13 protein-coding genes are annotated in these 14,786 nt (G+C 27.8%); 9 read left to right on the forward strand and 4 right to left on the reverse strand.

All coding sequences use genetic code 11. The features are described 5' to 3' along the window. Positions 1–112 precede the first annotated feature (112 nt). Entirely contained in the window at positions 113–802 is a 690-nt protein-coding gene (locus tag DYA59_RS01830; protein WP_245943703.1) for a YoaK family protein, read from the reverse strand. A gap of 170 nt (positions 803–972) precedes the next feature. Between DYA59_RS01830 and DYA59_RS01835 the strand changes: the two genes are divergently transcribed. From DYA59_RS01835 to DYA59_RS01855, 5 genes are all read left to right on the forward strand, one after another. Next, on the forward strand, positions 973–3,777 hold the full coding sequence (locus DYA59_RS01835) for an ATP-dependent helicase (RefSeq protein ID WP_115268808.1): 2,805 nt from the start codon (positions 973–975) through the stop codon (positions 3,775–3,777). Then, the gene (locus tag DYA59_RS01840) at positions 3,777–4,958 is read left to right on the forward strand and encodes a metallophosphoesterase family protein (protein WP_115268810.1); all 1,182 of its coding nucleotides are present in this window, start codon (positions 3,777–3,779) and stop codon (positions 4,956–4,958) included. The genes DYA59_RS01835 and DYA59_RS01840 overlap by 1 nt, the downstream gene beginning before the upstream one ends. Continuing rightward, complete coding sequence (locus DYA59_RS01845; RefSeq protein ID WP_115268812.1) at positions 4,945–7,734, forward strand: AAA family ATPase; 2,790 nt, start codon at positions 4,945–4,947, stop codon at positions 7,732–7,734. Before DYA59_RS01840 ends, DYA59_RS01845 begins: the two co-directional genes overlap by 14 nt. 187 nt (positions 7,735–7,921) lie before the next feature. Further along, positions 7,922–8,350: a Dps family protein gene (locus tag DYA59_RS01850; protein WP_115268814.1), complete on the forward strand. Its 429-nt coding sequence runs from the start codon at positions 7,922–7,924 to the stop codon at positions 8,348–8,350. A 119-nt stretch (positions 8,351–8,469) separates the two neighbouring features. Then, positions 8,470–9,111 (forward strand): epoxyqueuosine reductase QueH, encoded by a 642-nt coding sequence (locus tag DYA59_RS01855; protein ID WP_115268816.1) that lies wholly within the window; start codon positions 8,470–8,472, stop codon positions 9,109–9,111. Positions 9,112–9,214: 103 nt separating this feature from the next. On the opposite strand, the gene DYA59_RS01860 is transcribed toward DYA59_RS01855, so the two are convergent. The 3 genes from DYA59_RS01860 to DYA59_RS01870 form a co-directional block, all read right to left on the reverse strand. Beyond that, a complete protein-coding gene (locus DYA59_RS01860) occupies positions 9,215–9,670 on the reverse strand; it encodes a SoxR reducing system RseC family protein (RefSeq protein WP_115268818.1) in 456 nt (151 codons plus the stop codon). A 178-nt stretch (positions 9,671–9,848) separates the two neighbouring features. After that, a complete protein-coding gene (locus DYA59_RS01865; RefSeq protein ID WP_115268820.1) occupies positions 9,849–10,403 on the reverse strand; it encodes a hypothetical protein in 555 nt (184 codons plus the stop codon). Between the two features lie 288 nt (positions 10,404–10,691). After that, a complete protein-coding gene (locus DYA59_RS01870; RefSeq protein ID WP_115268822.1) occupies positions 10,692–11,294 on the reverse strand; it encodes a hypothetical protein in 603 nt (200 codons plus the stop codon). A 193-nt stretch (positions 11,295–11,487) separates the two neighbouring features. On the opposite strand from DYA59_RS01870, the gene accD reads away from it, so the two are divergent. The 4 genes from accD to DYA59_RS01890 are packed head-to-tail and all read left to right on the forward strand — an operon-like array spanning position 11,488 to position 14,663. Further along, complete coding sequence (gene accD, locus DYA59_RS01875) at positions 11,488–12,384, forward strand: acetyl-CoA carboxylase, carboxyltransferase subunit beta (RefSeq protein WP_115268824.1); 897 nt, start codon at positions 11,488–11,490, stop codon at positions 12,382–12,384. A gap of 16 nt (positions 12,385–12,400) precedes the next feature. Beyond that, positions 12,401–13,348, forward strand: a complete 948-nt coding sequence (locus DYA59_RS01880) for an acetyl-CoA carboxylase carboxyltransferase subunit alpha (protein WP_115268826.1) — start codon at positions 12,401–12,403, stop codon at positions 13,346–13,348. 19 nt (positions 13,349–13,367) lie between these two features. Continuing rightward, positions 13,368–14,336 (forward strand): 6-phosphofructokinase, encoded by a 969-nt coding sequence (gene pfkA, locus DYA59_RS01885; RefSeq protein ID WP_115271436.1) that lies wholly within the window; start codon positions 13,368–13,370, stop codon positions 14,334–14,336. Between the two features lie 21 nt (positions 14,337–14,357). Beyond that, positions 14,358–14,663 (forward strand): DUF496 family protein, encoded by a 306-nt coding sequence (locus DYA59_RS01890; RefSeq protein ID WP_115268828.1) that lies wholly within the window; start codon positions 14,358–14,360, stop codon positions 14,661–14,663. The last annotated feature ends 123 nt before the right edge of the window (positions 14,664–14,786 follow it).

Here is a 14,786-nt window from a genome sequence, read left to right on the forward strand (position 1 = left end):
CTATGGGTAAAAAGAGCTACTATAGAAATATAGTAGCTCTTTTATATATAAAATAAAAAGTTTAATAAAACAAAAATAAATAAATTTTGTAAAGAACTTAGGTAGAACAAATTTATTGAAAATGATAATGTTCATCAGTGAGATGGAGTACGTGTCTGTATCTATGTCTGAGTGAGAAATAAACACAAGCAATTCCTATATACCCAACTCCAGCAATTAAAAATACTCTATCCTTAAAAAAATAATAAAATTCTATTCCAAAAAAACTTCCAGTTAAAAAGATAAGAACACTGAAAAGACAGAAATATATTTTCCATCTGTCTTGTTTTTTTCCTTTTAGGTAATGACCTAAATATACTCCAGCATCTGTAATATTTCCACTGATATGACTAGTTCTTACAACAACGCCTTTATAGGAGATAAAGAGTCCATTTTGCACACCGATCATGAAAGGAAGATAATAGAAAAATAACCAGGTATCTTTTACAGTAGCATATAAAAAAAGAAGTCCAATTCCAAGGAAAAGCATAGAGTAACCATATCTTCTTTTTAGATTAAATTCTCTGCCATCGACTAAAAATCCAGATATAGTAGAACCAGCTACAAAGGCTAGAACAATAGAAAAAATTTTGATAACTTCTAAAAAATTACCACTACCAACATTAATAGCTACTTTAGAAATATGACCAGTAAAATGTGAAACAGTATAGGAGTATTTAGCAATACTTATTGTATTGATAAATCCGCCAAAAAAACAGAGCATATAGATCCAATGTAACAAAAGCCTATGTAAAACTTTCATTTATTCACCCCAAATAAATTTTCTTATTCAATCTGATAATACCCCCTTTTTAGTAAAAATTCAAGAGGGATTTTTTTAATATTGAAAATATTTTAAAAATTTAGATCAGGAAAAATAAAGAGGTATGATATAATTGAGTTGAATAATTGAGAGTAGTTAGGAGGGAAAGAATGGAACTAAATGAAAAGCAATATGAAGCAATAAAAACAATAGATGGACCATTACTTTTGATTTCTGGACCAGGTTCTGGAAAGACTAGAACATTGGTAGAAAGAGCTACATATTTATTGGTAGATAAAAAAGTAAAACCAGAAAATATTTTTCTTTCAACTTTTACAGAGAAATCAGCTAGGGAATTATTGCTAAGAATATCTGATAGAATAAAAGAGAGCAATGAGAAAATAAATATAAATGAGATGTACATTGGAACTCTTCACTCTATATTTTTAAGAATGATAGATGAGAATATTGAATACTCTTTTTTTAGAGATGGATATAGAGTATTAGATGATATTGACCAACAATTTTTTATATATAGTAGAATAAAAAGATTTAGTGAGATAGAAGGATATAGAGATTTTTTTAAAGATATTCCAGGGATAAATAGTTGGGAGAGAAGTAAAAAAATTCTATGGTGGCTTAATAAGATAAATGAAGAGGGAAAAAGATTAGATAATATAAGAACTGAAAATAGAAAAATCCTATTTTTAAAAGAGGCTCATAGGGTATATCATGAGATGCTAGTAGAGAAAAACCTGATGGATTTTACTACTATTCAAAGAGAGTTATATAGAATACTTCATAGAGAAGAGGTATTAGAGAAATTACAAAATAGGATAGAGTATATAATGATAGATGAGTATCAGGATACTAATACTATTCAAGAAAAGATAATTTTTATGTTGGGAGGAAAAAAAGAGAATATCTGTGTAGTAGGAGATGATGACCAAGGTATATACAGATTTAGAGGGGCAACAGTTAGAAATATCTTAAGATTTCCAGAGAGATTTGAAAAGGGAAGATGTAAAAAGATAAACTTAGATATAAACTATCGTTCCCATGATGATATTATAAGATTTTGTAACAGATGGATAAAGCTTATCAACTGGAGGGAGTTTAGGTATGAAAAGGAGATAGTAGCTCCAGAAGGTAAAGAGTTTTCAAAAACTAGTGGAGTTATAAGAATAGGTGGAGATTCTGAGAAGCATTGGAAGGATAATATATATAAATTTATAAAAAAACTCTATACAACTAAAAAAATATTTGATTATAGCCAAGTGGCTTTTCTTTTTAGAAGTGTGCAAAATCCCAATGTAAAAGAGTTAAAAAACTATTTGGAGGAGTGTGGAATCCCAATATACTCTCCACGTTCTAAAGATTTTTTTGATAGAATTGAGATAAAGCTTACAATAGGAGCTCTTCTTGTATACTTTCCTCAATGTAAATATCTAGTATTAGATGAGGTACAAAATAGAGGGCAGTCAGTATTTTATTACTATAAAGATTGTTTAACTCAATTAAAAAAAGTGATACAAGATGATGAAGAACTATATAAGTGGCTAGTTGAAAGAAGAAAAGCCAATGCCAGTGAAGAGGTAGTAACTATTCCAAGTTTAAGAAAGGTTTTCTACTCTCTATTACAGTTTGAGACATTTAAAAAGTTTATAAAACTAGAGAGTGAAGGGGTAAACGAGGGAAGAGAAACATACAATCTAGGAGTTTTTACTGAGATATTGGAAAAATTTGAGAGATTATCTAAGGTAGAGGATATAGCTAAAGAGGAGATAGAAAAAGTTGTAAGATATTTCTTTATGGTGTATATGAAAAATCTATATCAAAAAAGAGTAGATGAATATGAAAATAAAGAGGAATTTCCACTAGGAGCTATCCCATTTCTTACTTTTCATCAAGCTAAAGGATTGGAGTTTCCAATTGTAGTAGTAGGTTCATTGGATTCTTCTCCTGTGGAGAGAGGAAAGACAGAGGAGGATATCCTTGAAGAGTTATTAAGGCTTGGAGATGATTATGAGCCAAGGGATAGGAAAAATATTTTTGATTTTTGGAGAATCTACTACACAGCTTTTTCTCGTGCTCAAAATCTTTTAGTACTTACAAGTATAGAAAATCGTTCAGGAAGAAATGAATTACCATCTAGACCTTTTAGACCAGTGTATGAATCTATTCCATATGTAGATGATGAGAGATTTCAGCTAAAAAATTTAGAGGTAGAGCCATTAAAAGTTACAGAAAATAAGGAGTTATTATCATATACAGGGCATATACTTCTATATGAATTTTGTCCTTTAAAATACAGATTTATTAAGGGTTTTAAATTTAAAGCTCTAAGTAATCCTAAAACTTACTATGGAATTTTTGTGCATAAGGTAATAGAGAGAATACATAAGGAGTTTTTATCTGGAATTTTTCAAAGGGAGAGTTTAAAAGAGTTAATAGAAAATATAGGTAGCTCTTTAGAGAAAAATTTGAGAACTGATTTCAGTGAGGAGATAAGAGAGAAAGTAAAATTAGAGGTAGAGAGATACCTAGAAAGAAATAATTTAGAGAGTATAATATCTACTGAAGTAAAAAACTACAGTGTAGAAAAAGATTATATAATAGAGGGAACTCTAGATTTATTAAGAAAAACTTCTAATGGAGTAGAGCTTATAGATTTTAAAACAGGGGCTTATGATGAAAATAGAGTAGAAAGTTATAAAAGACAGTTAGAGATATATACATATCTTCTAAAGGATAGATACACCTTTGATGAGATAAAAGCATATCTTTATTATATTGAGGAGGAAAACTCTCTAGTAGAGATAGAATTAGATGAAAAAAGTATAGATAGAACTATAAAAAGGTTTGATTATGTAGCTGAAAGACTTATCAGCGGAGATTTTAATCCAAGAGAGTATGGGGAAAAGTGTGGAGAGTGTGAATTTAAATGGTACTGTATGCCAAAGGAGGAGAATTAGTGAAGATACTTCATTGTTCAGATATTCATTTAGGTAAAAGACCTTTTGGAACTAGGGAATTTTCAGAAAAAAGATACCTAGATTTTTTTAAAGCATTTGATGAAATGGTTGATATAGGTATATCAGAAAATGTGGAACTTCTCATTGTAGCAGGAGATCTATTTGATAAAAAAGAGTTATCACCAGATACTTTAGAAAGGACAGAAAAAATTTTTCAAAAATTGAAAAATAAAGAGATTAAAGTTTTTTTGATAGAGGGGAATCATGATAATATAAATGGAAATGATGAGATAAATTCCTGGTTAGGGTATCTTGAAAAAAAAGGTTTTGTGCATAGAGGAAAATATAAAATAAATAATAAAGAGTATAATTTTGAAAAATTTAGAATAGGGGATGTAAATATCTATGGTCTAGGTTATCCTGGGTTTTTGATAGATGAAGTACTAGAAAAACTTAATTTTGAATTAAATGAAAATGAAAAAAATATAGTTGTAGTCCACACTGCATTAGGAGGAAGTGAGTATTTACCTGGGCTTGCTGCAACTGAATCCATAAAAAATTTAAAGGATAAGGTAATATATATAGCTGGAGGGCATCTTCATTCTTATCAAGTATATCCTAAAGAGAAACCTTATTTTTTTATACCTGGTTCTTTGGAATATTGGAATATCTTAAATGAAAAAAGTAATAGAAAAGGTGGAATAATATTTGATACAGAGAGTGGAGAGTATAATTTTATAGAAATAACTCCTAGAAAGAGAATAGAAGTGAATTTTGAGTATCAAAAGGATGTTAAAGAGGAGTTTAAAAAGTTTTGTGATGAGTTAAAGCTTACTGGAGAGGAATTGGTAATAGTTAATATACAGATAAAAGAAAACGGTTTTGTAAATATTGCAGAGTTAGAAAGTATCTTAGAAAACTCTGGGGCATTGAAGGGATATATAAAGCTAAGATATTTGGATAGCATGGTGGGAGACATAATAAGTGAAAAAGGATACTATACTATAAAAGAAGCAGAAAAAAGAATAATTTCTGAGTGGGAGGATTTTAAAGATACAGATAAAATTTTAGAGTATCTACAAAAATTTAAAGAATATCAAGAGGAAAGTGACAGGAAAGAAGATTTTCTCTCTCTTTTTGATAAAATGTTAGAGGAGGAGATAGGAATTGAGAATAAATAGAGTTTATTTAGAGAATTATCGTGTTCATGAAAAATTAGAGATAGAATTTTCTAAAGGAATAAATCTTCTTCTAGGAGAAAATGGTAAGGGAAAATCTTCTATATTAGAAGCTATTGGTTATGCACTTTTTGATTCAGGACTCAGGACTAATAATCAAAAAGAAGCTATAAAATATGGGAAAAAATCAGCTAAGATAGAGATAGATTTTTTAGGAATTGATAACAATGAGTATAAAGTAGTTAGGAGAATTCCAGGGGGGACTCAACTTTTTAGAGGAGATAAGGTATTAGAGGGAAGAGTTGAGAGGATAAAAGAGCTTTGCGGAATAAAGGGTGATATAAAAGATGTATATGACAATGTCATAGTTGCAAAACAAAATGAATTTATTTTAGCTTTCAAAGAGAGGGCAGCTGATAGAGAGAAAATATTTAATAGAGTATTCAATACTGATATATATACTAAGATTTATGAGGGATATTCTAGAGAGGTATCTACTGAGTATGAAAAAGAATTAGCTTTGGCGGAAAATAGTGTTATTAATATTTCAGAAGGTTTATTTGATTCTAAGGAAATAGAAGAAAAAATAGATTTTTTAGAGGAAAATTTTAAAATACAAAATGACTATGAGAGAGTACTTGAAAAAAAAGCTTTGGAGATAAAAATGGAATTAGAAGAAATTAGATCCTTAGAATCGAGTATTAGTGAACTTGAGATTATGAAGAGAAATTCACTTCAAAATTTAGAAAACCAACAAGATAAAAAAAATGAAACAAAATTGCTTATAGATGAGAGTATTAAAGCTAATGAAATAGTAGAAGAAAATAGAGCTAAATATGAAAGTTATCAAATTATCTCTCAACAAATAACAAAGATAAAAGATAGAAAAAAGGAAATAGAAAAAGAAAAAGAGATATACCTAGAAAGAGAAAGGAGAAAAATTAATTTAGAATATGAATTGTCGCAGCTATTTGCTGAAAAAGAGGTACTATCTACTAAAGAGGAAGGATTAAAGAAATTTTTTAATGAAAAAGAACAAATGGAGAAAAAACTTCTACATGAAAAAAGTTTAAAGGAAGTAGAGGCTGAACAATATAAGAAAAAATTAGAAGAGGTTCAGAGAGTTTTAACTTATTCTTTAGATATGGAAGAAAAACTTATAAAAGCAGTGCAGACTTTAGATAGACAAAAAGAGAAAATTTTTGAAAAAAATGAAGAATTAAAAAAAATAATAGAGGAAAAAAATAATTTAGATGGGAAAAACATATATTTAAAATTACAAGAAATAGAGCAGTATGAAAAAAATTTAAAAGATTTAGATGGAGAAAATAAAATTTTGTATACTCAAAAAAAAGAGAGTGAAGAGGCTTTAAAAATGTTAAAATCTACTATGTGTCCATATCTTGAAGAAGAGTGTCAAAACTTAAAAGGAAGAGATGTAAGTGAGTTTTTTAACGAAAAGATAGAGATAATAATAAAAAAAATTGAGAAGAATTCTCAAGAAATAGTTAAATTAGAAAACCTTTTAAAAAATAAAGAGAAATTAAGAAGTGAAATCTATAAATATGAAGAATTAAGTACAGTTATTGCAGAGAAAAAGAATGAATTAGAAAATGAAAAATTAAGATTGGAAAATTGGGATATGAGATATCAGTTAAGAGAGAGGGAGTATTCTGATTATAAAAAAAATGAGAATTTTTTAGGTAGTGAGGAGCTAAAAAATTTACAAATAATATATAAAACTAAGTTGAATGGTTTAGAGATAGAGAAATATGAGGTAGAAATTAGAAATTCTCAAAAAGAAAAAGAAGAAATAGCAAAGATAATTAAGGAGCTAATATTAGATATACAGAAAATAGATGAGAAAATTTTAGAAATAAAAGAGAAAATAAAACAGATAGTGGAGGAGCTTGAAAAAAATAAGGATATAGAAAAAAAATTTAAAAATATAATTATAGAATTAGAAGAAAATGAAGAAAAAGTTATAAATTTGGAAAAAGCAAAAGAGCTTTATATAGAAAATTATAAGAAAGCTTTAGAAAAAGATAGGTATGTAGAGAGTTTTCAGAAAATAGAAGAAAATTTGAAATTAGAAAATGAAAATATAAAAAAAATAGAAAGCAGTCTAGTTTTAAAAAAAGAAAAATTATTTACTTATGATAAAGAAAATTTAAATAATGAAGAAAAAAAATTAGATGAAGAATTTAAAGCTTTAAAAACAAAGCTAGGTGGGATAGAAATAGAAATATCATATCAGAAAGAGAAGCTTTCAGAAATTAAAGAAAAAGAGAAACGCTTGAAAGAAGAAAAAGAAAAAATAGAAAAGCTGAAATTGAAAGTTTATTTGACTAAAAATTTTAGAGAAAAAATAAAAAATATGGGAAAAGAAGTAGCTAAGAATATACTTAAAGAAATAGAGCTGATTGCTACTGAAAATTTTAGAAAAATAACAGGTAGAGGAGAGAAAATAAATTGGTCAAATGAAGATAAAGATAAGTATTCAGTTTATCTGTTAGGAGATAAGGGAGAACTAAAATTTGAACAGTTATCAGGTGGAGAACAGGTAGCTATAGCAATTGCCATACGAGGAGCAATGAGTGAAATATTTACAAATAGTAAATTTTCTATTTTTGATGAACCTACTAATAATTTAGATAGAGAAAGAAGAAAATATTTAGCTGATTCAATTGCTGAAATATTAAAAAATTTAGACCAAAGCATAATAGTAACCCATGATGATACTTTTAGAGAAATGGCTGAAAAAGTGATAGAGTTATAAAGGTAATGATATTAGAATTATTTCTTAAATTTCTAAAAATTTTATAATAAAAAAATAATACTTTATTAAATTTTGAATTACAAATAATTGTTGACTAAAATAAAAAAATATGATATAAATATATTGTATAGTTAATTAATAAACTTTTAGTTAAAATATAATTTAAAAATTTAAGGAGGTATAAATTATGGAAAAAAAATTAAACGTATTGTTGTCAGATTTGGTTGTTGAATATCATAAATTACAGAATTTTCACTGGTATGTTAAAGGGAAAAGTTTTTTTCAGTTACATTCTAAGTTAGAAGAATTATATAATGGTATAAATAAAAGTATTGATGAGGTGGCTGAAAGCATATTAATTATTGGAGGAAAACCTTTAGGTTCTTTAAAAGAATTTTCAGCTAACTCAAAAATAAAGGAAGAAGAGAATAAATATGTATCTGGTGAATATATTTTAAAGGAGATATCTTCAGACTTTGAATATTTCTTAAAAGTTATAAAAGAGATTAAATTGGAGGCAGATGAGAAAAATGAGTATATAGTTTCAGCACTCATGGATGATCTTATTAAAGAATTTGCAAAAGGTATTTGGATGCTAAAGCAAAGTATGGAATAATGTTCTAAATAAAAAGTTTTATGAGGAGCACTAATTATGATATAATATAAGTATCTAATTTTGAAACCTTAATTAAGAAAGGAGTTAAAAGATAAATACTTGTATTTATTATAAAGGAAATGAAACAAAACTATGATTTATTAATGGAAAAAGAGATACAAAAAATAGTAAATGATGGAAAAAAGCCAAAACTTTTATTACATTCATGTTGTGCTCCTTGTAGTTGTGCCGTGATAGAATATCTTTTACAATTTTTTAAAGTAACAGTATTTTTTTATAATCCAAATATAACTTTTGAAGATGAATATAAAAAAAGGTTAAATGAGCAAAAAGAATATCATCAGAGAAGAGGATATGATATAGAAGTAATAGAAGGAGAATATAATCCAAAAGGTGAATTTTTTGATAAAGTAAAAGGATTAGAAAAAATAAAAGAAGGAGGAGAAAGGTGTCACAAATGCTATGGACTTCGTTTAGAAGAGACAGCTATTAAGGCTAAAGAATTAGGCTTTGACTATTTTACCTCAGCTTTAAGTATTAGTCCTATGAAAAATTCTCAATGGATAAATGAATTAGGAGAGAGTTTTGCAAGAAAATATACAGTTAAATTTTTAAATGGAGACTTTAAAAAGAAAAATAGATATTTACAATCTATAAATATATCAAAGGAATATAATCTTTATAGGCAGGACTATTGCGGTTGTATATTTTCTAAAGTAGAGAGAGAAAAATATTACAAATTAAAAAATTCTCAAGAATAATAGAAAATAAGAAAATAAATAGAGCAAGTTAGCAAACATATAATTGGGTTTAGCTATACTTGCTCTTTATTTTAGAATAATTAATATTTTCAAATTTCAGTAATTACCAAATATTTTTATTTTCACAGCTATTTAGTATAGTAGAAGTATCTTCTTTTTCAATAGAAATTATTTCTATTTCAGAATTAGTTTGCTTTTTAACTATAAACTTATCGTATAGGTATAAAACTATAAAAGATACAACAAGAGCTAAGAAACTAGCAATTATACTTTGATTTTCAGATAATCCTAAAAGTTTTTCACCTAAAAAGTATCCAGCTATCATAGTTATAGCAGGAAAAACATAAGCGATAGAAGCAGCTTTTATAACTTTTCCAGTAGATATTTCAAAAGTTACAGTATCACCTATATTAGCTTTCATATCAGTTGTGAACTCAAAATCCTTTCCATATTTGCTATCTCCACTGCAACCACTACAGTGAGAACAAGAGGTATCTTTATAGAGCTTTACAATGATCTTATTTCCATCGATCTTTTTAATAACACCTTTATTTAACATTTTTTATCACCTTCTAATTTTCTATTTTAAAATTATAACATAAATTTTTATAAAAATTTACTATTATTTAAAATTACAATAAATTTCCATAAAGTTTAAAAATATTTTATTTGATGTAGAGAAATAAATAAAATTTGAAGGTATATTTCTCTAATTGAGTAAAAGATAAAAGTTTATTTTAAAGTAAGCTAGGAAGAATTCCTAAAATAGCAAAAAGAATAATAATTTTAAGATCTTCTAAAATTTCTTTTTTTTTGATTACATAATTATTATTTTTAATATTTATATTTTTTCTATTTTGGATATAAAAAAAATTAGATATTAATAAAATAGAGAGATATCCAAGGGTAAAAAATAAAATATCCAAGATATCAAAAGTTCCTAATAAAGTCCCATGACCACCAAAGTATTTTTGTACGAATTCTAGAAATATCATTAAGATATAAATAATGGTAAAAAGTATGAGATGAAAAAAATAGAAGAGCCTATCTATGAGTAAGGCAGCTCCAAATGAAAATAGCCAAAGTCCATCTGGAAGTGAATAAACGCTCCAAAGAGGTAAATGTTTACGGTATGACCAAGCTAGATCTCTAAGTTTTACAACATAATGATAAATAATAGGATGTATTTCAAAAATCTTAAAATAGAAAAGAGTTCGGCTTCTATATAAAAAATATATTCCTATTCCTACAATAAGAGGAAACAATATAAAAAAAATTTTTTTTTTGCTCATAATTTCACCTTATCTGATTCGTCTTAATAATAAAGATACAAGAAATATAAAAAAAAGTCAAGAGAGGAAAGCTTAGGAAATATGTTTACTTATGCCATATTTAAATAAAAAAGTAAATTAAAATATTAATAAATCTAAATATTATAGAATATTGCTATAAAAAAATAAGGAGTAAGTGTAGCTTAAGGTATTAAAAACATAAAGATTGCTCTATTAAAATCAAATATGTTTTTGATTGTTTACTTTTGCTAACTTACTCGATTTAACTTTCTTATATTTCTATATAGGTTACTCTATTACTTCTTCATTAGTAGGATCATTTGGAGTAAAATTTGAAGAGTTATTTAATTCTATGTTTCCAATTTTGCTTTTAATATTATTTAACTTCCCAGAGATATCACCAAGATACCCAGTGAAAACTTCTTTAGATAACTCTACTATTTTATCTCTATCAACAGCAAATAAGGAATAAACAGCAGAATCATTTTCCCAAGCTCCTTTTTGAACAGCGTGTTTTGATCCTAGATCCACAGCATAGTCAGTTAAATCACTTAGAACAGGGGAAATAATTCCCTTGGAGTAATTATCAATATTCATCATAAAAACATTAAAGTTAACTTTAACTTCTTTTTTAATCTGTACTTTTAAAGCCTCTTTAGCATTTTTATTAGCTTTAGCTTGTGCAAGTAAAGAACCACTCTTATCAATATTAGCATGTCCTACTGCAAATAATTCATTCTCAGGATTGATTTTTGTAGCTATTTGTTCTTGGAGAGCTACAGGGATAGTAGAGCTTTTAGTAGGTAGTGCTTCGTTGATGAGAGTATTTATTGAAGTGCAGCCAGAAATAAAAAATATTGTTAGAATAAAAATAAATATAAATTTTTTCATATAAATTCCTCCACAAAAAATTTAAAAAAATAAAAAAATTAGTGTACCTTAAAGTCCCCATTTTTTAATAGTTTCTAGAGTTTTATCTAATATTATTCTATAATATTAATGGATTAAAATCAAATATTTATTGAAATAATTCGAAAAATTCGATAAAATTAATTATTAGAGAAAAGAGAATAAGGAGGCAGAAATGGGATTTTTTTCTTTAAGTAAAAAAAATTTTTCTTTAAACGGCAGAAAAAAATATGTAACATTGACAATAGAAAATAAAGAAAATAAAAAACAAGAAGAGAATAAACATATAGATAACAATCCAACAGGACTTTGGATTAAATGTCCTGAATGTCAAGAAATTTTGTATAAAGAGGATATTGAAAATAATCTAAAAGAGTGTCCAAAGTGTAATCATTATTTTGAAATGACGGCGAGAGAGAGAATAGATTTACTTATAGATAATGGAAGTTTTGTAGAAGAAGATGCCAATCTTTTTTCTCAAAATCCACTTGATTTTCCACAGTATGAAGAGAAAAATAAAAAAGCTCAAATAGAGTGTGAAATGAATGAGGGAGTGATCTCTGGAGTAGGAAATATAAATGGAATAAAAGTAAGTATAGCAGTTATGGACTTTAGATTCATGGGTGGAAGTATGGGTTCTGTTGTAGGAGAAAAAATTACTAGAACAATGGAAAGAGGACTTAAAGAAAAATTACCTGTGATAGTTGTGTCAATGTCTGGAGGAGCTAGAATGCATGAAGGACTAATTTCTCTTATGCAGATGGCTAAGACCTCAGCTGCAGCAGAAAAATTAAGAGCAGCAGGAATTCCTTATATAGCAGTTCCAGTTAATCCAACAACAGGAGGAGTTACAGCCTCTTTTGCTATGTTAGGAGATATAATTGTGAGTGAGCCAAAAGCAACAATAGGTTTTGCTGGAAGAAGGGTTATAGAGCAGACTATTAAGCAAAAACTTCCTGATGAGTTCCAAACAAGTGAATTTTTATTAAAATGTGGAATGGTGGATGTCATAACCGAGAGAAAGGAAATGAAAGCTACATTACATAAAATTTTAAGGAATTTAGTTGGATAATTTTGGGGAGGATAAAATGGAATTTGAAAAAGAAATTTTAGAGCTAGAAAGTAAGATAGCTGATTTAAAAAAGTTTTCTGAAGAACAGGGAATGGATTTAAAAGAACAAATTGAAAAATTACAAAAAGCTTATGAAGAAAAACTAAAAGAAAAGTACAAAAATCTTAGTTCTTGGGATAAAGTGTTTGTATCAAGACATCCTGAAAGACCATATACATTAGATTATATAGAGCATATGACAACAGATTTTATAGAATTACATGGTGATAGAGTATTTGGTGACGATCCAGCAATAGTAGGTGGGCTTTGTAAAATAGATGGTCAAAAGGTAATGTTAATTGGGCAACAAAAGGGAAGAAGTGTAGAGGAGAAACTATATAGAAATTTTGGTATGCCAAATCCAGAGGGGTATAGAAAAGCTCTCAGACTTTACAAAATGGCTGAAAGATTCAATATACCCATTGTTTGTTTAATAGATACTCCGGGGGCTTATCCTGGAATGGAAGCAGAGGAGCGTGGGCAAGGAGAAGCAATAGCTAGAAATTTGATGGAGATGGCAGGATTGAAAGTTCCAATTATTTCAGTAGTTATAGGTGAAGGTGGAAGTGGAGGAGCATTAGCTTTAAGTGTAGCAGATAAGATATTTATGCTAGAAAATTCAGTATATTCTGTAATTTCTCCAGAAGGATGTGCTGCAATTTTATATAAAGATGCTTCTAAAGCTCCACAAGCAGCTGAAAATTTAAAAATTTCCGCACAAAGTTTACTTGAATTAGGAATTATAGATGGGATAGTGGAAGAACCAGTAGGGGGAGCTCATAGAGATCATAAATGTATAGCTCTTAACCTAAAAAATATCATTTTATCATCATTTTTAGAATTAAATAAAATATCGGTAGAAGAACTCTTGGAAAATAGGTATAATAAATTTAGAAAAATAGGTTCTTTTATCGTAAATGAGTAATAAAGGAGAGTTATTGGGAATGGAAAAAAAAATAGCAATTTTAACAAGCGGAGGAGATGCTCCAGGAATGAATGCTGCTATAAGAGCAGCAGCTAAAACAGCGATGACAAAAGGAATGAAAGTTTATGGAATTCAAAGAGGATACTTAGGTATGTTGAATGATGAGATATTTCCTATGGATAGTGGATATGTTTCTGGAATAATAGATAGAGGGGGAACTCGTCTACTAACTGCTAGATGTTTAGAGTTTAAAGATCCTAAGTTTAGAGCAATAGCAGCTCAAAATTTAAAAAAAAGAGGAATAGAAGGAGTAGTAGTAATAGGTGGAGATGGATCTTATCGTGGAGCTGATTTACTATCTAAAGAGCATGGAATAAAAGTTATTGGAATTCCAGGAACAATAGATAATGATATTAAGGGAACAGACTATACACTGGGTTTTGATACTTGTCTAAATACAATATTAGATGCTATTTCTAAAATAAGAGATACTGCTACTTCTCATGAGAGAACAATATTGGTAGAAGTAATGGGGAGACATGCAGGAGACCTAGCATTACAAGCTTGCCTTGCTGGTGGTGGAGATGGACTATTAATACCTGAGATGGATAATCCCATTGAATTACTAGCTTTTCAAATTAAAGAGAGAAGAAAACAAGGAAAATTACATGATATAGTTTTAGTAGCTGAAGGTGTAGGAAAAGTTCAAGATATTGAAGCAGCCCTTAAAGAGAAAATAACTACAGAAGTAAGAAGTGTTGTACTAGGACATGTTCAAAGAGGTGGAACTCCTTCCGGATTTGATAGAGTTTTAGCTACTAGAATGGGAGCTAAAGCTATTGAGTTATTAGAAGCTGGAGAAGGAGGAGTAATGGTTGGAATAGAAAATAATAAAATCATAACTCATCCTATTTCTTATGCATGGGATGGAGAGAGAAATTATGACTTCAGACCTGATTATGAATTAGCTCTTTTATTAGCAAAATAATTATTTTAGGAGGACTGAAATATGGTAGATAATGTGTTAGAGTTAGTGAGAAAAGAGAGAAGAAAAAATAAGATAAAAAGAGAAATTGAAGATAATGATAAAAAAATTAGAGATAATAGAAAGAGAGTAGAATTGCTTTCTAATTTAAGAGAATATGTAAAGCCTCATATGAAGTATGAAGATTTTTTAGATATATTAGAAAATATGCAATCTGATTATGAAGACAGAGTAGATGATTATATTATTAAGAATGCTGAATTAGGAAAAGAAAGAAGAGAGATAAATAAAAGTTTAAAAGAAATAAAAAAAGCTATAAAAGAGGCTTAAAAAAATAGATATTGAAAGCTATTGTAATTAATTTACAATAGCTTTCTTTTTTTTATTGTAATTATTTTAAATTTGTCTTGACTTTTTTCTTAATATGTTTTATAATCAAATCATATTAAAGCA

Origin of the sequence: Fusobacterium necrogenes, from assembly GCF_900450765.1 — a bacterium.
In the GTDB taxonomy this organism is placed as follows: Bacteria; Fusobacteriota; Fusobacteriia; order Fusobacteriales; family Fusobacteriaceae; genus Fusobacterium_A; species Fusobacterium_A necrogenes.